17 protein-coding genes are annotated in these 21088 nt (G+C 72.9%); 5 read left to right on the top strand and 12 right to left on the bottom strand.

Annotation, left to right across the window (positions count from 1 at the left end; translation table 11 throughout):
* Positions 1 to 11 precede the first annotated feature (11 nt).
* On the top strand, positions 12 to 1100 hold the full coding sequence (locus tag M5362_RS04360) for a hypothetical protein (protein WP_260225953.1): 1089 nt from the start codon (positions 12 to 14) through the stop codon (positions 1098 to 1100).
* 122 nt (positions 1101 to 1222) lie between these two features.
* Here the strand turns inward: M5362_RS04360 and M5362_RS04355 are convergent, their stop codons facing one another.
* Together M5362_RS04355 and M5362_RS04350 are read right to left on the bottom strand one after the other, a co-directional pair.
* A complete protein-coding gene (locus M5362_RS04355; RefSeq protein ID WP_260225952.1) occupies positions 1223 to 3352 on the bottom strand; it encodes a 3-hydroxyacyl-CoA dehydrogenase NAD-binding domain-containing protein in 2130 nt (709 codons plus the stop codon).
* The gene (locus M5362_RS04350) at positions 3349 to 4563 is read right to left on the bottom strand and encodes an acetyl-CoA C-acyltransferase (protein WP_260225951.1); all 1215 of its coding nucleotides are present in this window, start codon (positions 4561 to 4563) and stop codon (positions 3349 to 3351) included. The genes M5362_RS04355 and M5362_RS04350 overlap by 4 nt, the downstream gene beginning before the upstream one ends.
* A 274-nt stretch (positions 4564 to 4837) precedes the next feature.
* Here M5362_RS04350 and M5362_RS04345 point away from each other — a divergent pair, with 274 nt between their 5' ends.
* Positions 4838 to 5965 (top strand): alpha/beta hydrolase, encoded by a 1128-nt coding sequence (locus M5362_RS04345; protein ID WP_260225950.1) that lies wholly within the window; start codon positions 4838 to 4840, stop codon positions 5963 to 5965.
* Between the two features lie 57 nt (positions 5966 to 6022).
* Here M5362_RS04345 and M5362_RS04340 read toward each other — a convergent pair whose 3' ends face one another.
* From M5362_RS04340 to M5362_RS04330, 3 genes are all read right to left on the bottom strand, one after another.
* Positions 6023 to 7306, bottom strand: coding sequence for a ribonuclease D (locus M5362_RS04340; RefSeq protein ID WP_260225949.1), 1284 nt, complete (start codon positions 7304 to 7306; stop codon positions 6023 to 6025).
* Between the two features lie 108 nt (positions 7307 to 7414).
* A complete protein-coding gene (locus M5362_RS04335) occupies positions 7415 to 8080 on the bottom strand; it encodes a response regulator transcription factor (protein ID WP_015037008.1) in 666 nt (221 codons plus the stop codon).
* 236 nt (positions 8081 to 8316) lie between these two features.
* Positions 8317 to 8997 carry a DUF3000 domain-containing protein gene (locus M5362_RS04330; protein ID WP_260225948.1) on the bottom strand — a complete coding sequence of 227 codons (681 nt, stop codon included), beginning with the start codon at positions 8995 to 8997 and terminating at the stop codon, positions 8317 to 8319.
* A 91-nt stretch (positions 8998 to 9088) separates the two neighbouring features.
* Here M5362_RS04330 and hemE point away from each other — a divergent pair, with 91 nt between their 5' ends.
* On the top strand, positions 9089 to 10165 hold the full coding sequence (gene hemE, locus M5362_RS04325) for a uroporphyrinogen decarboxylase (RefSeq protein ID WP_260225947.1): 1077 nt from the start codon (positions 9089 to 9091) through the stop codon (positions 10163 to 10165).
* 89 nt (positions 10166 to 10254) lie between these two features.
* Here hemE and M5362_RS04320 read toward each other — a convergent pair whose 3' ends face one another.
* Both M5362_RS04320 and M5362_RS04315 read right to left on the bottom strand, forming a co-directional pair.
* On the bottom strand, positions 10255 to 11628 hold the full coding sequence (locus M5362_RS04320; protein WP_260225946.1) for an FAD-dependent oxidoreductase: 1374 nt from the start codon (positions 11626 to 11628) through the stop codon (positions 10255 to 10257).
* Positions 11629 to 11655: 27 nt separating this feature from the next.
* Entirely contained in the window at positions 11656 to 12597 is a 942-nt protein-coding gene (locus M5362_RS04315; RefSeq protein WP_260225945.1) for a DUF4349 domain-containing protein, read from the bottom strand.
* A gap of 127 nt (positions 12598 to 12724) precedes the next feature.
* On the opposite strand from M5362_RS04315, the gene hemG reads away from it, so the two are divergent.
* Complete coding sequence (gene hemG / locus M5362_RS04310; RefSeq protein WP_260225944.1) at positions 12725 to 14251, top strand: protoporphyrinogen oxidase; 1527 nt, start codon at positions 12725 to 12727, stop codon at positions 14249 to 14251.
* A 17-nt stretch (positions 14252 to 14268) separates the two neighbouring features.
* Complete coding sequence (gene hemQ / locus M5362_RS04305; RefSeq protein WP_260225943.1) at positions 14269 to 14982, top strand: hydrogen peroxide-dependent heme synthase; 714 nt, start codon at positions 14269 to 14271, stop codon at positions 14980 to 14982.
* An 8-nt stretch (positions 14983 to 14990) separates the two neighbouring features.
* Here hemQ and M5362_RS04300 read toward each other — a convergent pair whose 3' ends face one another.
* The 5 genes from M5362_RS04300 to M5362_RS04280 form a co-directional block, all read right to left on the bottom strand.
* Positions 14991 to 16727 carry an alpha/beta hydrolase gene (locus tag M5362_RS04300; RefSeq protein ID WP_260225942.1) on the bottom strand — a complete coding sequence of 579 codons (1737 nt, stop codon included), beginning with the start codon at positions 16725 to 16727 and terminating at the stop codon, positions 14991 to 14993.
* 71 nt (positions 16728 to 16798) lie between these two features.
* On the bottom strand, positions 16799 to 17830 hold the full coding sequence (locus tag M5362_RS04295; protein ID WP_260225941.1) for a TIGR04222 domain-containing membrane protein: 1032 nt from the start codon (positions 17828 to 17830) through the stop codon (positions 16799 to 16801).
* A 7-nt stretch (positions 17831 to 17837) separates the two neighbouring features.
* Entirely contained in the window at positions 17838 to 19328 is a 1491-nt protein-coding gene (locus tag M5362_RS04290; RefSeq protein ID WP_260225940.1) for a DUF692 domain-containing protein, read from the bottom strand.
* A gap of 96 nt (positions 19329 to 19424) precedes the next feature.
* Positions 19425 to 20180, bottom strand: a complete 756-nt coding sequence (locus M5362_RS04285; RefSeq protein ID WP_260225939.1) for a DUF4142 domain-containing protein — start codon at positions 20178 to 20180, stop codon at positions 19425 to 19427.
* A 110-nt stretch (positions 20181 to 20290) separates the two neighbouring features.
* Positions 20291 to 20986, bottom strand: a complete 696-nt coding sequence (locus M5362_RS04280) for an aminoacyl-tRNA hydrolase (RefSeq protein ID WP_260225938.1) — start codon at positions 20984 to 20986, stop codon at positions 20291 to 20293.
* Positions 20987 to 21088 lie beyond the last annotated feature (102 nt).

The following is a 21088-nucleotide window of genomic DNA, read 5'->3' as shown; positions in this document are numbered from 1 at the left end:
CGCTGGACCCCATGGCATATCGATCCGAGGACCCGACCCACCGTTCCCAGGGGCGGTTCGCCGTTCCGACGCTGCGCGGGGGCTGGCTCACCCGCGGCACGGAGGGCCGCTTCAGCGCCTACCTCCTGAGGGACGGCGAAGTGGTGCGCTGGACGGAGGGCACCGACGGCCGGTGGAGCGGCGCGGACTCCCTCGGCGGCGGGGGTCTCCTGCCGATCCTGGCGGTCGGACAGGGCGCCGACCGTTACGTCCACCTCGTGGGGCTGCGTCCGGTGGCCGACGGCGAGGAGGGCCACGTCGAGCTGGTGCACTCCACCCAGTTCCAGACGGGCCGGCCGAACGTCGAATGGCGCTCCATCGCCCACTCCAACGGCAAGAGCTTCAAGTGGACGGGCAACCCGAGCATCGCGGTCGACGCCGAGGGCCGTGCGTACGTCTTCACCAAGAACGGCGGCGGCGGGCTCAGCGTACGGGCCCAGAAGCAGGGCGGCGGCTGGCACCCCTGGTGGGACCTCATGGGCAGCGGCACCGACCCCTCGCCGGTCGCCGTCACCAACGGCGACGGCCTCGTCGAGCTGTACACGGCGACCGCCAAGGGGCTGCTGCGCTACGTCCAGGAGGAGCCCGGCGGCAAGCCGGTCCGGCAGGACGTGGTGCCCGCCGAGGTGACCTTCGGCACGCTGGCCGCCGTGACCGGGCCCTCGGGGCACGTCACGCTCTTCTACTGCGACAAGGACGGGCACGTCCGCGTCTGGTCCCCGGGCCGCTCGCCCGAGTCGACGCCCTTCGTCGAGGCCGTGGGGACGGGACCGCTCTCCGCGACCTCCTGCCGGATCGACGGCTTCGACTGCACCGTACTGGCCCAGCAGACCGCCGACGGGCGGCTCGCACTGGCCGCGTACCCCGCCGAGCAGGAGTCGGCCGGCGCCAAGTGGACCGAGACGGGCGCCCCGCAGGGCCCCCTCACGACCACCCTCACGCAGGACCTGGACGGCGGTCTCGTGGCCATGACGGTGGCCGACGGACCCGTGCTGCTCACCATGCGGCAGAAGGCCGGGGCCGACGGCTTCCAGCTGGGCGGCTGGCACTCGGTGATCTGAACGGCGGTCGAGCGTCCGGGCCGCGCTCGGCGGTCCGGACCGCACGCCGCCGCCCCTGACGGACGACACGAACGCGGAACGGCCCCGGCACCTTCGAGGTGCCGGGGCCGTTCCGTTCGGCGTTACGCCGGGACGCTCGCGACGCCCTGCGCGAGGAACGGCTTGCCGTTCACCCGCTGGGAGACGCCCTCACGGTCCAGGTACGGCGTGATGCCGCCCAGGTGGAAGGGCCAGCCCGCGCCCGTGATCAGGCAGAGGTCGATGTCCTGCGCCTCGGCGACGACACCCTCCTCCAGCATCAGGCCGATCTCCTGCGCCACCGCGTCCAGGACGCGGTCGCGGACCTGCTCCTCCGTCAGGACGACGTCGCCCTGCTTGAGGAGGGCGGCGACCTCGGGGTCCAGCTCCGGCTTACCGGAGTCGTACGTGTAGAAGCCGCGCTTGCCGGCCTTGACGACGGCCGCCAGGTTCGGGGAGACGGTGAAGCGCTCCGGGAAGGCGCGGTTCAGGGTCTCGGAGACGTGCAGACCGATCGCCGGGCCGACGAGCTCCAGGAGGACCAGCGGCGACATCGGCAGACCGAGCGGCTCGATGGCCTTCTCGGCCGTCTCGACCGAGGTGCCCTCGTCGATGACGTTCTGGATCTCGCCCATGAAGCGGGTCAGGATGCGGTTCACGACGAACGCCGGGGCGTCCTTGGTGAGGACCGCGGTCTTCTTCAGCTTCTTCGCGACACCGAAGGCGGTGGCGAGCGAGGCCTCGTCCGTCTTCTCGCCGCGGACGATCTCCAGGAGCGGGAGGATCGCGACCGGGTTGAAGAAGTGGAAGCCGACCACGCGCTCCGGGTGCTGGAGCTTCGAGGCCATCTCCGAGACCGACAGCGAGGAGGTGTTGGTGGCGAGGATCGCGTGCGCCGGAGCGACCGCCTCGACCTCCGCGAACACCTTCTGCTTGACGGACATCTCCTCGAACACGGCCTCGATGATGAAGTCCGCGTCCGCGAAGCCCTCGGCCTTGTCCAGGACACCGGAGACCAGGCCCTTGAGACGGTTGGCCTTGTCCTGGTTGATCCGGCCCTTGCCGAGCAGCTTCTCGATCTCGGCGTGGACGTAGCCCACACCCTTGTCGACGCGCTCCTGGTCGATGTCGGTCAGGACGACCGGCACCTCGAGGCGGCGCAGGAAGAGCAGGGCGAGCTGGGAGGCCATCAGACCGGCGCCGACGACACCGACCTTGGTGACCGGGCGGGCCAGCGACTTGTCCGGGGCACCGGCCGGCCGCTTGCCGCGCTTCTGCACCAGGTTGAAGGCGTAGATGCCGGAGCGGAGCTCGCCGCCCATGATCAGGTCCGCGAGGGCCTGGTCCTCGGCGTCGAAGCCCTTCTGCAGGTCGCCGTCCTTGGACGCCTCGATGATGTCCAGGGCGCGGTACGCGGCCGGGGCGGCGCCGTGCACCTTGGAGTCGGCGATGAACCGGCCCTTGGCGACGGCCTGGTCCCAGCCCTCACCGCGGTCGATCTCCGGACGCTCCACCGTGACCGAGCCGTTGAGGACCGAGGCGGTCCAGATCAGCGACTGCTCCAGGAAGTCCGCGCCCTCGAAGATCGCGTCGGCGATGCCGAGCTCGAAGACCTGCTTGCCCTTGAGCTGACGGTTCTGGTTCAGCGAGTTCTCGATGATGACCGTGACGGCCTTCTCCGCGCCGATCAGGTTCGGCAGGATCGTGCAGCCGCCCCAGCCGGGCACCAGGCCGAGGAAGACCTCGGGCAGCGAGAAGGCCGGCAGGGCCTTGGAGACGGTGCGGTAGGTGCAGTGCAGACCGACCTCGACACCGCCGCCCATCGCCGCGCCGTTGTAGTACGCGAAGGTCGGCACGGCCAGCGCGGACAGACGCTTGAAGACGTCGTGGCCGCCCTTGCCGATGGCGAGCGCGTCGGAGTGCTGCTTGAGCAGCTCGACGCCCTTGAGGTCGGCACCCACGGCGAAGATGAACGGCTTGCCGGTGACACCGACGCCGACGATCTCACCGTTGGCGGCCTCGGCCTCGACCTGGTCGATCGCGGTGTTGAGGTTCGCCAGGGACTGCGGACCGAAGGTGGTCGGCTTGGTGTGGTCGAAGCCGTTGTCCAGCGTGATCAGCGCGAACCGGCCCGCACCCGCGGGCAGCTCGAAGTGCCGTACGTGGGCGCTGGTGACGACCTCGTCGGGGAAGAGCTCCGCGGCGCCCTTCAGAAGCTCGGCGGTGGTGCTCACTTGCCCTCCCAGTGGGGGTTTTCCCAGATGACCGTGGCGCCCATGCCGAAGCCGACGCACATCGTGTTGAGGCCGTAGCGGACCTGCGGGTTCTCCTCGAACTGGCGGGCCAGCTGCGTCATGAGACGGACGCCGGAGGAGGCCAGCGGGTGACCGTAGGCGATCGCGCCGCCGTACTGGTTGACGCGGGCGTCGTCGTCGGCGATGCCGTAGTGCTCCAGGAACGCCAGGACCTGGACCGCGAAGGCCTCGTTGATCTCGAAGAGGTCGATGTCCTCGATCGAGAGACCGGCCTGGGCGAGCGCCTTCTCCGTCGCGGGGATCGGGCCGTAGCCCATGACCTCGGGCTCGACGCCGGCGAAGGCGTACGAGACGAGGCGCATCTTCACCGGGAGGTTGTTCTCGCGGGCGAAGTCCTCGGAGGCGATGATCGAGGCGGTGGCGCCGTCGTTGAGACCGGCCGCGTTGCCCGCGGTGACGTTGCCGTGGACGCGGAACGGCGTCTTCAGGTTGGCCAGCGACTCCAGGGTGGTGCCCGGGCGCATCGGCTCGTCGGCGGTGACCAGGCCCCAGCCGGTCTCGCCGGCCTCGGCGTTGGTGCGGCGGACCGAGATCGGTACGAGGTCCGCCTGGATCTTGCCGTCGGCGTACGCCTTGGCGGCCTTCTCCTGCGAGCGCACGGCGTACTCGTCGGCGCGCTGCTTGGTGATGCTCGGGTAGCGGTCGTGCAGGTTCTCGGCGGTCATGCCCATGAACAGGGCGGACTCGTCGACCAGCTTCTCGCTCACGAACCGCGGGTTCGGGTCGACACCCTCGCCCATGGGGTGACGGCCCATGTGCTCGACGCCACCGGCGATGACGGCGTCGTAGGCGCCGAAGGCGATGGAGCCGGCGACCGAGGTGACGGCGGTGAGGGCACCGGCGCACATGCGGTCGATGGAGTAGCCCGGGACGGACTGCGGCAGCCCGGCGAGGATGCCGGCGGTGCGGCCGAGGGTCAGACCCTGGTCGCCGATCTGCGTGGTCGCGGCGATGGCGACCTCGTCGATCTTCGCGGGGTCGAGGCCGGGGTTGCGGCGCAGCAGCTCCCGGATGGCCTTCACGACGAGATCGTCGGCGCGGGTCTCGTGGTAGATGCCCTTCGGGCCCGCCTTGCCGAACGGGGTGCGGACGCCGTCGACGAAGACGACGTCCCTGACGGTACGAGGCACGATGGCTCTCCTCCAGGGTGCGGGGTGGCACTGCTGCGGCACGCGACTAAGCGCGCGCTTGCTCCCCCCATGCTACTTGCGGGTAACCAGGCTGCCCAGCCCCGGGGGCCGGAGCGGTGAAGGTCACACCGCCCGACCGCCGATCGGAGGGTCCCACAACCCGATGGGCTCAGGTCCGCGATCGTGCCGTGGCGCCGGGTTCACATCGAGTCGACGCTGGTCGGGACGGGGGCGCGAGGCCCCCGGACCGAACGAACGCAGAGAACGGACCCCCATGGCGATCACCACCAAGGACCACGCGATCCCCCACTCGTCCACCGTCCCCGCGAACAAGGGCGAGGTGGTCCAGCTCTTCGTGCGGGAGCGGGACGGCACCCCTCTCGGACTTCTCCCGAAGCGCAGGGCAGTCCTCATGCTGCACGGCCGGAGCGTTCCGGTGCTCGCGGGCTTCGACCTCCGGCACAAGTCGTACAGCTGGGCCGAGGCGCTGGCGAAGGCCGGCTACGACGTCTTCCTGATGGATCTCCAGGGCTCGGGACGGTCGCCACGTCCCAAGATGGACGACCCGCGCAACGTCAACCCGGCCAGCCAGAACCTCCTCAAGCCGAGACCACCGGGATTCACCCCGGGCCCGGCGAACTACGCGTTCCAGCTGAACAACTCGAACAGCGACCGGGACGAGCTGCACACCGTCGTGGAGTGGATCCGCAAGGAGCGCAAGGTGGACAAGATCGCCTTCGTCGGCTGGTCCGCGGCGGCGTTCACCATGGGACCGTACGCGGTGAACAACCCCACCAAGGTCGAGAGTCTGTTCCTGCTGGCGCCGATCTTCCCGCCCGACGGCACGTCGACCCCGCCGAACCCGCTGCCGCAGCCCGGCTTCCCGACGTTCCTGGGGACGAGGTGGGGTCTCGAGTCGGGGTGGAACACGGAACTGAGCTGTGTGGGCCAGCGCGAACCCGGCATGGTCGAAAAGGCGTGGGCCGCCATCATGGAGAACGACCCGGTGGGCAGGACATGGGGGCCGCCGGAGGGCCTGAGCCGGATCCGGAACTTCGTCCGGTGGGGCTGGAACAGGGCGACGGCGGCGCAGGGCGATGTCCTCGGCGGAAGTGTGCCCGTGCTGATCGTGTACGGGGACTCCGACACTCAGGTGAACACGTCACCGCCCTCCGCGAACCCTGAACTCAACTTCTCGGTTCCCGCGCTCTACGACGCCGTCGCGGGCGCCCACAAGCTGATGGTCAAGTTGGCCTGCGCGGGCCATTCGGTGGTGTGGGAGGCGCAGCACAAGAACGTCCACCACCTGTCGAAGCACTGGCTCAAGCAGCTCAAGGTCGACGGCAAGACCCAGGGCGTCTTCGACATGGACACCGACGGGAACCTCAGCCCGGCCCCGTAGCGCGGCCGAGCCCCCGGCCGCGTGCGGCCGGGGGCTGTCGCAGGGTCGGCGAGGCGGTTACGCCGTCGCCGACAGGGCCGTGACCAGGAGCGGGGTCACCAGCTCCACCTGCCACGGCCGGGCGCCGTGGCCCGTGAGGGCGGCCGCGACCGTGTCGGGGGTGGCCGGGGCCGGGGGCTCCCAGCAGACGCGGCGGACCGTGTCCGGGGTGATCAGGTTCTCCTGGGGGAGGTTCAGCTCCTCCGCGAGGGCCGAGACCGCCGTGCGGGCCGCCGACAGCCGGGCGGCCGCCGCCGGGTCCTTGTCCGCCCAGGCGCGCGGCGGGGGCGGGCCCGCGACCGGCTGGCCGGGCTGGGGGAGCTCGCCGTCCGGGAGGGCCTTCGCCCGGTCCACGGCCGCCTGCCACTGCTCCAGCTGACGCCGGCCCATGCGGTGGCCGAAGCCCGGGAGCGCGGTCAGCGCCGCCACGTTCGCCGGCACCGCGAGCGAGGCCTCCACGATCGCCGCGTCGCTCAGCACCTTGCCCGGCGAGACGTCCCGCCGCTGGGCGATCCGGTCCCGGGCCGTCCACAGCTCCCGTACGACCGCCATCTGACGCCGGCGCCGCACCTTGTGCATGCCGGAGGTCCGCCGCCAGGGGTCCTTGCGGGGAGGGGCGGGCGGGGCCGAGGCGATCGCGTCGAACTCCTGCAGGGCCCACTCCAGCTTGCCCTGCCGGTCGAGCTCCTTCTCCAGTGCGTCACGCAGGTCGACGAGAAGCTCGACGTCCAGCGCGGCGTACCGGAGCCACGGCTCGGGCAGCGGGCGGGTGGACCAGTCCACCGCGGAGTGCCCCTTCTCCAGGGCGTAGCCGAGAACGGACTCGACCATGGCCCCGAGCCCGACCCGCGGGAAGCCCGCGAGGCGGCCGGCCAGCTCGGTGTCGAACAGCCGGGTGGGCACCATGCCTATGTCCCGCAGGCACGGCAGGTCCTGGGTCGCGGCGTGCAGGATCCACTCGGTCCCCGCCAGCGCCTCACCGAGGCCGGACAGATCGGGGCAGCCCACCGGGTCGACGAGCGCGCTGCCCGCGCCCTCACGGCGGAGCTGGACGAGATAGGCACGCTGGCCGTAGCGGTACCCCGAGGCGCGCTCGGCGTCGACGGCGACGGGCCCGTGGCCCGCGGCGAACGCGGCGATCACCTCGGCGAGCGCCTCGTCGGTCGTCACGACGGGCGGAATGCCCTCGCGGGGCTCCAGCAAGGGGATCGGCAGCCCATTCGCAGGGACGTCGTCGTCCGGGGGAGCGCCCCCGGTGGTTCGCAGTGCTGTGTCTGCTGCGGTCTCTTGGGCGTCGGTCACGTGTCAAGGGTATCTGTGAACGGCAAGCGCCTGTCGACGGAACGTTCCGTCGACAGGCGCCGATCTTTCGTCAACCGCGCGGGGTGCCCGTTCGGGGGCGTCCCGTACTCAGTGGATGATCCCGGTGCGCAGCGCCACCGCGACCATCCCGGCCCGGTCGCCGGTGCCCAGCTTGCGGGCGATCCTGGCCAGGTGGCTCTTGACCGTCAGGGCCGACAGGCCCATGGACACGCCGATCGCCTTGTTCGACTGGCCTTCGGCCACCAGCCGGAGCACCTCGACCTCACGGCCGGAGAGCTCGCGGTAGCCGCCTGGGTGGCTCGGAGCACCCGGGGGGCGGCGGTGGCCGAGGCGGGCTGCCGCGGCGCCGATGGGGGCGGCTCCGGGGCGGGTGGGGTGCCCGATGTTGGTCCGCGTACCGGTGACGACATAGCCCTTGACCCCACCGGCCAGTGCGTTGCGCACCGCGCCGATGTCGTCGGCCGCGGAGAGGGCGAGGCCGTTGGGCCAGCCCGCCGCGCGGGTCTCGGACAGCAGCGTCAGGCCGCTGCCGTCGGGAAGGTGGACGTCGGCCACGCAGATGTCGCGGGGGTTGCCGACACGGGGACGGGCCTCGGCGATGGACGACGCCTCGATCACGTCGCGTACGCCGAGGGCCCACAGGTGGCGGGTGACGGTGGAGCGGACGCGAGGGTCGGCCACGACGACCATGGCGGTCGGCTTGTTCGGGCGGTAGGCGACCAGGCTTGCGGGCTGCTCGAGGAGAACGGACACACGGCCTCCTGGGGAGATGCGGGACGGAGCCGGCTCGGGGAAGAAGCCGGGGGCGAACCCGTGCGGTGAAGGGGTCATTGACCTCTTCGGCAGCTGGGGCGCCCGCCTTTAGGGAAAGATCACGATTTGGTGAGTAACAATTGGGGCAATTCGGACGCGTGATCGATCATCCTACGAGTGAGCCTCCCCGCCGGCGGGCCCCGGCGCCCCTTCCTGGGCCATGGTGACGACAGGGCCTAGGGCTGCTGAGGACCCCTGCGCTGGGGCAGCGAGACGACCCCCGCGCCCGAGATCGTGCCCGCCCCCGGGTCGGGCGTCGACGGCGGAAGCCCCGCGATCTGACAGAGCAGATCGGACCAGGCCGTCAGATGCGCCGCGGTGTCCGGCGCACCACCCAGCGCGTCCTGCGGCGTCCAGGACGCCCGGATCTCGATCTGGGTCGCCGGCCGGCGCTCGGCGAGCCCCCCGAAGTAGTGCGAACCCGCCTGGGTGACCGTGCCGCTCGCCTCCCCGTACGCCAGCCCGCGCGCCTCCAGCGCACCGGTCAGCCACGACCAGCAGACCTCGGGGAGCAGCGGGTCCGCCGCCATCTCCGGCTCCAGCTCCGCCCGGACCAGCGTCACCAGACGGAACGTTCCCTTCCAGGCGTCGTGTCCGGCCGGGTCGTGCAGCAGCACGAGCCGCCCGTCGGCCAGATCGTCCTCGCCCTCGACGACGGCCGCCTCCAGTGCGTACGCGTACGGCGCCAGGCGCTGCGGCGGCCTGGTCGGATCGATCTCCAGCTCCGGCCGCAGCCGAGCCGCCCGCAGGGCGTCGACCGCCCGCCGGAATGCGGGTGGCACCGCGTTCGCCTCCGTGTCGTCCGTACCTCCGTCACCGTCGGAATGATCGGAAAAATGTCCCTGAGCCGCAGCCATGCGGGGAAGAGTAGGCGGAACGGGAGCCTCGCGCAGGGAGGGACACCCGGCCCGGGCGAGCGGCTTCCCGCCACATGCGAAGATTCTGGTCGTGAGTGCCAATGACAGCCCCGTGGGCCAGCAGACGAAGCAGCAGTCGCGGACGCACGACTCCGCGTTCCTCAAGGCGTGCCGACGGGAGCCCGTGCCGCACACGCCGGTCTGGTTCATGCGGCAGGCCGGACGCTCGCTGCCCGAGTACCTGAAGGTCCGCGAGGGCATCCCGATGCTCGAGTCCTGCATGCGGCCCGAGCTGGTCACCGAGATCACGCTGCAGCCCGTGCGCCGCCACAAGGTGGACGCGGCGATCTACTTCAGCGACATCGTGGTCCCGCTCAAGGCCATCGGCATCGACCTCGACATCAAGCCCGGCGTCGGCCCGGTCGTCGCCGACCCGATCCGCACCCGCGCCGACCTCGACCGGCTGCGCGACCTGACCCCCGAGGACGTCCACTACGTCACCGAGGCCATCGGGATGCTCACGGGAGAGCTGGGCGCCACCCCGCTCATCGGTTTCGCCGGCGCGCCTTTCACCCTCGCGAGCTACCTCGTCGAGGGCGGCCCGTCCCGCAACCACGAGCACACCAAGGCGCTGATGTACGGCGACCCGCAGCTCTGGGCCGACCTGCTCGACCGTCTCGCCGAGATCACCGCGGCCTTCCTCAAGGTCCAGATCGAGGCCGGCGCCTCCGCCGTCCAGCTCTTCGACTCCTGGGTGGGCGCCCTGGCCCCCGCCGACTACCGCCGCTCCGTGATGCCCGCCTCCGTCAAGGTGTTCGACGCGGTCGCCTCGTACGGCGTCCCGCGCATCCACTTCGGTGTCGGTACGGGTGAGCTGCTCGGCCTCATGGGCGAGGCGGGCGCCGACGTCGTCGGCGTCGACTGGCGCGTCCCGATGGACGAGGCCGCCCGGCGCGTCGGCCCCGGCAAGGCGCTCCAGGGCAACCTGGACCCGGCCGTTCTGTTCTCCACCCCGGAGGCCGTCGAGGCCAAGACGGACGAGGTCCTGGCCGCCGCCGCAGGGCTGGAGGGGCACGTCTTCAACCTGGGCCACGGAGTGCTGCCGACGACGAACCCGGACGCGCTGACGCGTCTGGTGGAGTACGTCCACACGAAGACGGCCGTCTGAGTCGACGACGTCCGCGCCGGTGACGTGAGCGCCGCCGTCCACCGTCCTCACGGGCGGGGGCGGCGCCGTCGTCCCGGGGGTCGCTCGCGTCAGCCCGCCGAGCGGACCGCGGACACCGCCTTCCGCGCCGCGACCAGCACCGGATCCCACACGGGCGAGAACGGCGGCGCGTACCCCAGGTCCAGCGCCGTCATCTGCTCCACCGTCATCCTGGCCGTCAACGCCACCGCCGCGATGTCCACCCGCTTGGCGGCGCCCTCGCGGCCCACGATCTGCACCCCGAGGAGCCGGCCCGTTCCGCGCTCCGCCAGCATCTTCACCGTCATGGGCGCCGCGCCCGGGTAGTAGCCCGCCCGGCTCGTCGACTCGACCGTCACCGCCACGTACCGCAGGCCCACCTCACGGGCCTCCTTCTCGCGCAGACCCGTCCGCGCGAGCTCCAGGTCGCACACCTTCGACACCGCCGTACCGACCACGCCCGGGAACGTGGCGTAGCCGCCGCCCACGTTCGAGCCGATCACCTGACCGTGCTTGTTGGCGTGCGTGCCGAGCGCGATGTGCCGCTCACGGCCCGAGACCAGGTCCAGGACCTCGACGCAGTCGCCGCCCGCCCAGATGTTCTCGTGGCCCCGCACCCGCATCGCGAGGTCGGTCAGCAGTCCGCCGTGGACCCCCAGCGGAAGCCCGGCCGCCTCCGCCAGAGTCGTCTCCGGCTCCACGCCCATCCCCAGGACCACCACGTCCGCCGGGTACTCGGCGTCGTCCGTCGCCACCGCCCTGACCCGGCCGTCCTCGCCGGTCAGGATCTTGGTGACGGCCGCGGAGCCGACCGTCCGGATCCCGAGGCCGTCCATCGCCCGGTGGACCAGCCGGCCCATGTCCGGGTCGAGCGTCGTCATCGGCTGCTCGCTCCGGTTGAGGACGGTCACCTCGTAGCCGCGGTTCAGCAGCGCCTCGGCCATCTCCACGCCGATGTACCCGGCGCCCACGACCACCGCGCGGCGGCCCTCCGTACCCTCCAGCGAGTCGAGCAGCGCCTGCCCGTCGTCCAGCGTCTGCACGCCGTGCACACCCGGGGCGTCGATCCCCGGCATCCGCGGCCGCAGCGGCCGCGCGCCGGTCGCGATCACCAGCTTGTCGAAGCCCGTCCACGCCTCGGTGCCCGACTCCAGGTCCCGGCTGCGCACCCGCTGCCCGGGGACGTCCACCTCGACGGCCTCCGTGCGCATCCGCAGATCGATGTCCCGCGCCCGGTGCTCCTCCGGGGCACGCGCGATCAGCTCCTCGCGTTCGGCGACGTCGCCGCCGACCCAGTACGGGATGCCGCAGGCCGAGTAGGAGGAGAAGTGGCCGCGTTCGAAGGCGACGATCTCCAGCTCCTCGGGGCCCTTGAGTCTGCGTGCCTGCGACGCGGCCGACATGCCCGCCGCGTCGCCGCCGATGACCACCAGTCGTTCGCTCATACGAACACGCTACGTCGGCGCGGTGGTTCAGTCCCTGGAGACGCCGGGACCCTCCGCTCCTTCCACCCGTCCCGCCGGTTCCGCCGACGGGCGGCGCGCCGCGCGTCGCGGCCGGACGAACAGCCGCCACAGCAGATAGCCGGCCAGAGCCACCGCGAGCCACGGCGCCACCGCCGCGAGGACGACCCCGGCCCAGGCCAGCGCCGTGACCAGCGCGTTCCAGCCGCCGGCGAGAGCGTCCAGGAAGCCCGGCCGGTCGTCGGAGTCCGACGCCTTCTCCGTCTCCTCCTCGGTGAGTTCGAGGGTGATCGTCGCCATCGTCGTACGGTCCTTCAGCGAGGCCTGCTGCGCGAGCAGCGACTCCAGGTCGGCCTGCCGACGGCTCAGCTCGCCCTCCAGGGTGACCACGTCGCTCAGCCGCGTCGCCTGGTCCATGAGCTTGCGGACGCGGTCGACGCTGGCCCGCTGGGTCGCGATCCGGCTCTCCACGTCCACCACCTGCTCGGTGACGTCCTTCGCGTCCGCCTTACGGAACAGCAGCCGGCCCGTGCCCGACAGCTCCTTCAGCACCGGGTCGTACGAGTCCTGCGGCACGCGCAGCACGACCCGCGAGGTGACGTGCGTGTCGTCGACCCGCTCGGTCGACTCGTGGGAGACATGACCTCCCGCGCCCTCGGTGACACGGCGGGCCGTGGCCAGGGCCCTCGCCGCGTCCTCGACCTCCACCGACAGCTCGGCGGTACGGATGACGTGCTGCTGCTGGGGCGCGGCGGGCTTCTTGGTATCCGTGGCCCCCTTGTCCGCCGCGTAGCCCCGGTCGGCGGCGCCGGCCCCCTCCGCTCCGTCGGCGGGCTTCGCCGCGGTCAGCCCCTTGCTGTCCGCGCCGCTGTCCGACGAGCCCGCGCCGCAGCCGGTCAGCGCCAACGAGACCGTCAGCAGCGCCACGGCCGCTCTTCGCGCTCCACGCATGAGATCCCCCCCTGGGGTGGTGACGAGTGTTGCCGGTTCGACGTTCGGAGGGGGAGCGCGGGTTGCCCCCGAGCGGTAGCGAAGCGGTCACGTTCTGGCCTCGGAACGGGTTTGAGAGAGTGGAGCCATGAACGCGGACACCAGGACCAGGCATGTCGTCGTCGTCGGAGGCGGTATCGCCGGTCTCGCGGCGGCCCACCGGCTGGTCTCGGCCGGGCTCCGGGTGACGCTGCTCGAAGGCGGCGACCGGCTCGGCGGCAAGCTGCTCGCCGGGGAGATCGCCGGCGCCCCCGTCGACCTCGGTGCCGAGTCGCTGCTCGCCCGCCGGCCGGAGGCGATCGAACTCGCCCGGGCCGTCGGGCTCGGGGACCGGCTCCGGCCGCCCGCGACGACCACCGCGTCCGTCTGGACCCGCGGCACGCTGCGCCCGATGCCCAAGGGCCACGTCATGGGCGTCCCCGGCGACGCCTCCGCGCTCACCGAGCTGCTCTCCGAGGAGGGCCTGCGCCGGGTCGGGCGGGACCGCGAACTGCCCCCCGCCGAGATCGGCGAGGACATCGCCATCGGCGCGTACGTCTCCGAGCGGATGGGCCACGAGGTCGTCGACCGGCTCGTCGAGCCGCTGCTCGGCGGGGTGTACGCCGGTGACGCCTACCGCATCTCGATGCGGGCCGCCGTCCCCGCGCTCTTCGCCGCCGCCCGCACCCACCCCACCCTCACCGAGGCCGTCCACGCGGTCCAGCGCGCCGGGGCGTCGACCCCGTCCGACGCGGCGGGCGCGGCCACCGGCCTCGGCGGCTCCGCCTTCCTGGGCATCGAGGGCGGCATCGGCACCCTCCCCGAGGCCGTCGCCGCGGCGATCCGCGCGGTCGGCGGCGAGATCCTGACCCTCGCTCCCGTGACCGGGATCCGCCGTACGACGGACCCCGGCAACGGTCGGGCGGAGTCCGTCACGGGTCGGCCGGAGTCCGCCGCCGACCGCTGGCGGGTCGTCGCCGCGGGCCGGGAGTTCGGCGCCGACGCGGTCGTCGTCGCCGCGCCCGCCTGGGCCGCGGCCGAACTGCTCGGCCGGGAGGCGCCGGGGGCCGCGCGGGAACTCGCCCGGGTCGAGTACGCCTCGATGGCGCTCGTGACCCTCGCCTTCCGCCGGCAGGACGTGGGTGGGCTGCCCGGCTCCGGCTTCCTCGTGCCGCCGGTCGACGGGCACACCATCAAGGCGTCCACCTTCTCCAGCCAGAAGTGGCAGTGGGTCGCCGACGCCGCCCCCGACCTCTTCGTCCTCCGCACCTCCGTCGGCCGCTACGGCGAGGAGGAGCAGGTCTTCCGCGACGACGCCGACCTCGTCGAAGCCTCCCTGAAGGACCTCGCCGCGGCCACCGGGCTCACCGCCCGGCCCGTCGCCACCACCGTCACCCGCTGGACCGGCGGCCTCCCGCAGTACCCCGTCGGCCATCTCGCCCGCGTCGCCCGCATCCGCGAGGCCGTCGCCGAGGTCCCCGGACTGCGCGTCGCCGGGGCCGTGTACGAGGGCGTCGGCATCCCCGCCTGCATCGCCTCGGGCCACCGCGCGGCCGACGAGATCGTGGCCGCGTTCGCGGACGAGATCATCGCCACGTCGGAAACCACCCACCCTGGTGCGGGGCACTGTCCGTGACGGGCGAGAATAGGCGTATGAGTGCGCCCGAAAAGATCCCGAACGCCGGTAAGAAGGCGAAGGACCTCAACGAGGTCATCCGCTACACCCTGTGGTCTGTGTTCAAGCTGCGCGACAACCTGCCCGAGGACCGCGCCGGCTACGCCGACGAGGTCCAGGAGCTGTTCGACCAGCTCGCCGCCAAGGACATCACCATCCGCGGCACGTACGACCTCTCCGGTCTGCGCGCCGACGCGGACGTCATGATCTGGTGGCACGCCGAGACGAGCGACGAGCTCCAGGACGCGTACAACCTCTTCCGCCGCACCAAGCTGGGCCGCGCCCTCGAGCCGGTCTGGTCGAACATGGCGCTGCACCGCCCCGCCGAGTTCAACAAGTCGCACATCCCGGCCTTCCTGGCCGACGAGACGCCCCGCGACTACGTGAGCGTCTACCCCTTCGTGCGCTCCTACGACTGGTACCTGCTGCCGGACGAGGACCGCCGCCGGATGCTCGCGGACCACGGCAAGATGGCCCGCGGCTTCCCCGACGTCCGCGCCAACACGGTCGCCTCGTTCTCGCTCGGCGACTACGAGTGGCTCCTGGCCTTCGAGGCCGACGAGCTGCACCGCATCGTCGACCTCATGCGCCATCTGCGCGCCTCCGAGGCGCGGATGCACGTCCGCGAGGAGGTCCCGTTCTACACCGGCCGCCGCCGTTCCGTGGCGGACCTGGTGGCGGGTCTGGCCTGACGGCCGCCCTACCGACTCGGTGACCGCCCGGCGACCAGCCGGGACGTCACCCCTCGACCCGGAAGATCAGACGGCGGACGGAGTTCCGACCGCCGGTCCAGCGACACCGGGTCCGGCTCCGGGTGCGGCGCGCACGACGCGCGCCGCACCGGCGTCTTCTCGGCCGCCGTGTCACCGACTGCCGTGGTTCCCGCGGCCGGGTCTGCGGTGGCCGTGGTTCCGACCGCCGGGTCTGCGGCGGCCGCCGGGACGGCGCCCGTCAGCAGATACGACTCCAGGTACCCGTTGACGCAGGCGTTCGCCCCGCCCCCGATGCCGTGCGTACCGGCGTCCCGCTCGGTCACCAGCGCCGCCCCCGACAGCCTGCGCTGGAGCTCGAGCGCCCCCGCGTACGGCGTGGCCGCGTCCCGCTCGGCGGCCAGGATCAGCACCGGCGGCAGCACCCCAGGAGCGGTCCGTACGTCCAGCGGCCTCTGCCGCGGCGTCTTCCAGTACGCGCAGGGCAGATTGGCCCAGACGTTGTCCCAGGTCTCGAACGGGGCGGTCTTCGCCAGCCGGGTGTTGTCCCGGTCCCAGACGGCGAAGTCCTCCGGCCACGGCGCGTCGTTGCACTCCACCGCCGTGTAGACGGCCGCCCCGTTGCCCGTGTCCTGCGAGACCTCCTCGCCCGGCGCCGCCTGCTCGACGAGCGGCTTCGGATCGCCCTTCAGATACCGGGCGAGCGCCATGGCCCGCAGCGGCCAGTAACCGTCGTGGTACCCGGCCTGGAACATCGCCGCGTGCAGCTGCCCCGGTCCGACGCGCCCACCGGCCGGCCGCGCCGCGAGTTCGGCGCGGACCTTCTCGTAACTCCGCCGCACCTCCTCGGCGGTGGCGCCGAGGCCGTACACCTTGTCGTGCTTGGCGACCCAGGTGCGGAAGTCGGCCCAGCGCCGCTCGAAGGCGGCCGACTGGCCGAGGTTGTTGAGGTACCAGATCCGCCCCGGCGCGGGGTCGACGGGCGCGTCGAAGACCATGCGGCGCACCCGGTGCGGGAAGAGCGTCGCGTACAGCGCGCCGAAGTACGTGCCGTAGGAGGCGCCCATGTACGTCAGCCTCGGCTCGCCGAGCGCGGCGCGCAGCACCTCCAGGTCGCGGGCGTTGTTGAGCGAGTGGTAGTGCCGCAGCGCCGTGCCGGTACGGGCCGCACAGCCCCGCGCGTACGTCTTCGCGCGGGCGATCCGCTCCCGCTTGAAGACCTCGGAGGGCTGGGTGGGCGCCGGGGTGGGCCCCTTGGGGCGGTCGGCGGGGTCCTGGCAGGAGACCGGGGCGGAGCGGCCCACCCCGCGCGGGGTGTAGCCGACCAGGTCGTACGCGGCGGAGATCCGCTTCCACTCGGGGACTTCGGCGACCAGGGGGAAGTACGTCGACGAGGCCCCGGGGCCGCCCGGGTTGAAGACGAGTGCGCCCTGGCGGTCGGCGGCCGGGCCGGAGGCCCTCACCCGGCTGACGGTGAGCGGGATCCGTCTGCCGCCGGGGTCCGCGTAGTCGAGCGGGACCAGGACGGTGCCGCACCGGACCGACGGCGGCAGCTTCTCGGCCGCCGGGCAGCCGCCGAAGCGGATGCCTTCGGCGGCCGCGCGGCGCGCGGCGACGAGCGTGCCACCGGTCTCGGAGGGCGGGGCGTCCAGGGCGGGGGCGGGCGCGGCGGTGAGGGAGGACAGCAGCAGCGACCCGACGGTTCCGGTCAGCGCGAGGGCTTTCACCCCAGGATCGTTGGCACGACAACCCCCGGTCTGTACAGGACATTCCGGGGGTGTCGGCGGGAACCGCCCGGTCAGCCGCTGGAGCTGGAGCAGCTCGAACCGCTGCTGCTGGAACAGGAGCTTCCGCCGCTGGAGCTGGAACAGCTGGATCCGCCGCCCGATCCGCCGCCGGACCCGCCGCCCGATCCGCCGGAGCAGGCGCTCGCGGAGCAGCCCCCACCCCCGAAGCCGCTGTCCGTGCCGCCCCCGGAGTCTCCGGAAGCGCCGCCGCAGCCGCCCGAGTTGCCCGGCGTGCCCGCGCACCAGTGCAGGGACGTGATCAGGGCCGCGTCCGTCGCGGAGCTGCCGTGCGAACGGGAGGCCGGGGAGACCGGCATCCTCGCCGCCGCGATCAGCTGGGTCCGCAGCACCTCCTCCGGTACGGCGCGCAGTCCGCGCAGCGCGACCTGGTGCCCCGCGTCGGTGGAGTAGGCGTGCGCCGCCCGGAACTCGGCCGCGGCGCGGCGTCCCGCGCGGCTGATGCGGCCGGAGTTGTACGCGCCGCAGATCAGGGCGACGAAGCCGCCGGCGAAGACGACGGGGAACACCTTGACGAAGAGCGGCACTTCGAAGGCGGCACTCGCGAAGGCCACGGACAGGACGATCGAGACGACGAGCAGCGAGAGCGACACGAGGCCGAGGGCGATGCAGGCCCGCGTGCCGGTGCGCCGGGCCTCGGGCGCCACCATCAGACCGCGCGCCGCGAGTCCGTCGCCGATCTCCTGGACCGCGGGGCCGCGCATCACCGCGAGGCGCAGCTGGTGCAGGGCGCCGTTCGGGGCGGCGGCGAGCTCCTGGAGCACGGCGCGTTCGACGTGGTCGCGGGGGGTGGCGCCGGGCCGCGCGACGACGATGCCGGGGCCGCCGACACCGATCCGGCCGTCGGCGTGCAGGGAGGCGAGCGCGGTGTCCACGACCCGGGGCGGGCCACCGGTGAGGAAGGCGGCCTCGGAGAGGTCGTGGATGCCACCTCCGTGGTCCGCGCGGGCGGCGCGGAGGCGGGCGATGAGCAGGGCGGAGCCGGTGATCACGGTGGCCCAGAAGAGCAGGGCGATGAGGTTCATGGTGGCGTCACCTCCGTACGAGTGCGGCGCGGGCTGCGCGGAAGAGTCGGGTGGCCGGGCCGGGCGGGCGCGTGTCCGTGCGCTCCTGCCACCAGCGGGTGAGCCCGCGCCGGGCGTCCGGGTCCTCCGGGCGTCCGGCGACGAGCAGGTGCTCGACGAAGTCGAGGGCGTCGCGGCGGTAACCGCCGGACATGGGGCGGGTCCGCGCGTAGGCGCGGAAGGCGGGGCGGTAGCCGTCGCCGAGGATCTCGGGGAGCTCGGGCGCGATCTTCGCGATCACGTCGGCCCGCTTCCCGACGAGGGCGCGGCTCTGCACCCCGAGCCGCCGGGAGTCGAACCCCTCGGGCACGGGCGTCCCGGCGACGAGGGAGGACAGCAACGCGGCCTGCGCCACGGCGACACGCTCCCGCGCGCCCGCTCCACGCCGGCTGCCGGCGGCCGCCTGCGGCGCGGGGGAGCCGACTCCGCCGGCGCCCGGCTCCGCCGGGAGGGCGGCCCGCTCGGGGCCGGAGGGCGCGACGGCAGCGGGCGGGGGCTGCGGCATCGGACCGCCCGAGACCCGGGCGCCCGCCCCGATCAGCAGCGCATGCTCGGCCTCGTACGCGCCACCGTCCCCGGCCCGGTGCCCGGCCCCGTGCGCGGCCCCGTGCTCGACGGACCGGGCGGGTCCCGTTCCGGCGGTGGTCAGCCGGCTCCGGATCGCCGTGAGTTCCGAGGCCAGTTCCTCCGCCGCGGGGAAGTTGTCGTCCCGCTCCAGCAGGACCCCCGGCGGGGAGACCCGGGACGCCAGGTCCGACAGGATGTCCAGGACGGGCTCGGGGACCGGGTGGGCGTGGGTGTCGTGCCAGACCCCGTCACGGGCGAGCCCGCCGGCCACATGGACGTACGCGATCGCCTCGACCGGCAGTTCGGCGAGGGCCTTCGCCGGGGACTCGCCCCGGTTGACGTGGTTCGTGTGGAGGTTGGCGACATCGATCAGGAGGCGTACCCCCGTACGCTCCACCAGCTCCGCCAGGAACTGCCCCTCGGTCAGCTCCTCGCCCGGCCAGGAGATCAGCGCCGCGATGTTCTCCAGGGCCAGCGGCACCGGCAGCGCGTCCTGCGCGATCCGGACGTTCTCGCAGAGCACGTCCAGCGCGTCCCACGTGCGCGGCACCGGCAGCAGGTGGCCCGCCTCCAGGACCGGCGTCGCCGTCAGCGCGCCACCGGCACGGACGAACGCGATGTGCTCCGTCACCAGCGGCGCCCCCAGCGCCGTCGCCGTCGCCGCCAGGGCGGCGAGCCGCCCCGCGTCCGGCCGGTCCGCGCCGCCGAGACCCAGCGAGACCCCGTGCGGGACGACCGTCACGCCGCGCGAGCGCAGCCGCGACAGCGAGTCCGGCACGTGGCCCGCGCACAGGTTCTCCGCGACGACCTCCACCCAGTCGACGCCGGGGAGTGCCTCCACCGCCCCCGCGATCTCGGGCCGCCATCCGATGCCGATGCCGAGTTCCGTCATGTCCCCCTCCTTCAGTCCCTCACGTGATGGCCCGGCCGGCGGCGTTCGAATCCAGTCAGGGGGACGTTCAGAGGTTGATTTGAGGTTCCTGCGGCGCTACGGCTCCGAGTGCGGCGTCACGAGGCCACCCTCCGGGACCGGGCGGGAGGTGAAGGACTGGTCGGTCCCCGACGGTACGACCGGCGAGGGCTCCGCGGGCGAGGGTACGACCGGCGGGCCCGTCGGAGGCGTCGTCTTCCGGCCCGCCGCCTCGTTCGCGAGCGCGTCGTGGTCGACCATCCCGGTGGCCTCCAGCATGGTGATGTGGTCGAGCACGGTCTGGTTCGCGTCGCTCGCCAGCTGCCGTATCAGCGTGTTGCGTGTGGTGTGCCGGACCTCCGCGATCAGCGCGAACACCTTGCCGTGCGCGTTGCGCAGCAGGTTCGCGAACTTGCGCTCGTACTCCTCACCGCTCGAAGCGGTCAGCTCGCGCAGCCACCCCTGCTGCTGGTCGGTCGGCTGGTTCGGCAGCTCCACGCCCAGCTTCGCGGCCACCGTCCGGGCGCGCCGGTCCAGGTCCGTGTGGCCGACCACGAGATGGTCGCCGCACTCCACCATCGCCTTGCTCGGGGCGCGCTGGATGGCCTGCTGGCCGGCGGGGAGCTCCCAGAGACCGGCCAGCCGCACCTTGACCAGGAAGTCCCGGTCCGTGGCGGACAGCGGCCCCCACTGGGTGGCGACGCTCGACGCGTTCAGATTCGCCTCACCGGTCCCGGACCTGTCGGCGTAGGACCAGACGGGGAAGGCGAGCGCGCCGACCGTCGCGACGAGCGCCGCGATGATGAGTGCCGTGCCGTTGACGCGTAGCGACAAGGTGTCTCCCGTACGTTCGAAATAGCGGTCACCGGAACTGAACCGGCAACGACGCTTCCGTTCAACCCGCTTGGCGGTATCGGGAGATACGTACTGCGGGACGGGCGCGTTCAGTCGCCGGGCGAACCGAGCACGGGGAATTCGGACACGACCGTGCACGAACCGGGCGCGATCTCCGTGAACCCGGCATCCCGCACGACCGGCAGACCGCTCGTCGTCAGCCCCGCCCAGCGCGCCGGATCGGCCGTCCGTACGGCCAGCGGGAAGCCGGCCTCGCGCCACGCCTTCCGGTCGGCCTCCGGCATCGCCCACCACAGCAGCTGCGCGCCGTGGCCCGCCTGGGCCATCGCCTTGCCCGCCGACATCTCCAGGTCCGGGTTGAGCCAGAGCAGCGCCGCGCCGGGCCGCGGGGGGCCGGGGGCGGCCGGGTCCTCCAGGTCGGTGCCCGACACCTGGAGCTTGGCCAGCTCCTTGGGCCAGCCGTCCAGCGGGACCGGCGGGAACACCCGTACCTCCGCGTCCGCGCCCCTCACCGTGATCCCCGGCAGCGTCTCCGCGCGCCGCCACTCCGCCCCGCGCGCCCGGCGCACGACCTTGCGGATCCGAGCGTCCTGCCAGTCGGTCATGACCTGTGCCCACTCGCCCTCGCCGTGCGAGCGATCGTCGACGAGGATCGCGAGCACGGCGCGGGCGGCCGTCTCCAGGGCGTCGGTACGGGCCGGGGGTTCGGCCCGTTCGATCCGCACGACGAGCGGGAGGACGAACTGGGGCTTCTCATCGCGGATGTCGGTCTCGTTGCTGCTCACCAGGCGAAGTCTGCCACCGGCCCGGCCGCCCCCCGAGGGCGGGCCGGACGACGGTACGACGGCGGTCCGGACGGCGATTCTTGTGGGAATCGGAGGTTCCGG

Source organism: Streptomyces sp. Je 1-79 (assembly GCF_025195125.1).
Classification (GTDB): domain Bacteria; phylum Actinomycetota; class Actinomycetes; order Streptomycetales; family Streptomycetaceae; genus Streptomyces.
This window is presented reverse-complemented; position numbering and strand designations above follow the sequence as displayed.

What these genes read in the sequence shown, in the direction of transcription:
- hemG (WP_260225944.1), top strand. Translation starts at nt 12,725, where the DNA reads ATGAACGCGGACACCAGGACCAGGCATGTCGTCGTCGTCGGAGGCGGT.
- M5362_RS04295 (WP_260225941.1), bottom strand. Translation starts at nt 17,830, where the DNA reads ATGAACCTCATCGCCCTGCTCTTCTGGGCCACCGTGATCACCGGCTCC.
- M5362_RS04360 (WP_260225953.1), top strand. Translation starts at nt 12, where the DNA reads ATGGCATATCGATCCGAGGACCCGACCCACCGTTCCCAGGGGCGGTTC.
- hemQ (WP_260225943.1), top strand. Translation starts at nt 14,269, where the DNA reads ATGAGTGCGCCCGAAAAGATCCCGAACGCCGGTAAGAAGGCGAAGGAC.
- M5362_RS04320 (WP_260225946.1), bottom strand. Translation starts at nt 11,628, where the DNA reads ATGAGCGAACGACTGGTGGTCATCGGCGGCGACGCGGCGGGCATGTCG.
- M5362_RS04330 (WP_260225948.1), bottom strand. Translation starts at nt 8,997, where the DNA reads ATGGCTGCGGCTCAGGGACATTTTTCCGATCATTCCGACGGTGACGGA.
- M5362_RS04345 (WP_260225950.1), top strand. Translation starts at nt 4,838, where the DNA reads ATGGCGATCACCACCAAGGACCACGCGATCCCCCACTCGTCCACCGTC.
- M5362_RS04315 (WP_260225945.1), bottom strand. Translation starts at nt 12,597, where the DNA reads ATGCGTGGAGCGCGAAGAGCGGCCGTGGCGCTGCTGACGGTCTCGTTG.
- M5362_RS04290 (WP_260225940.1), bottom strand. Translation starts at nt 19,328, where the DNA reads ATGACGGAACTCGGCATCGGCATCGGATGGCGGCCCGAGATCGCGGGG.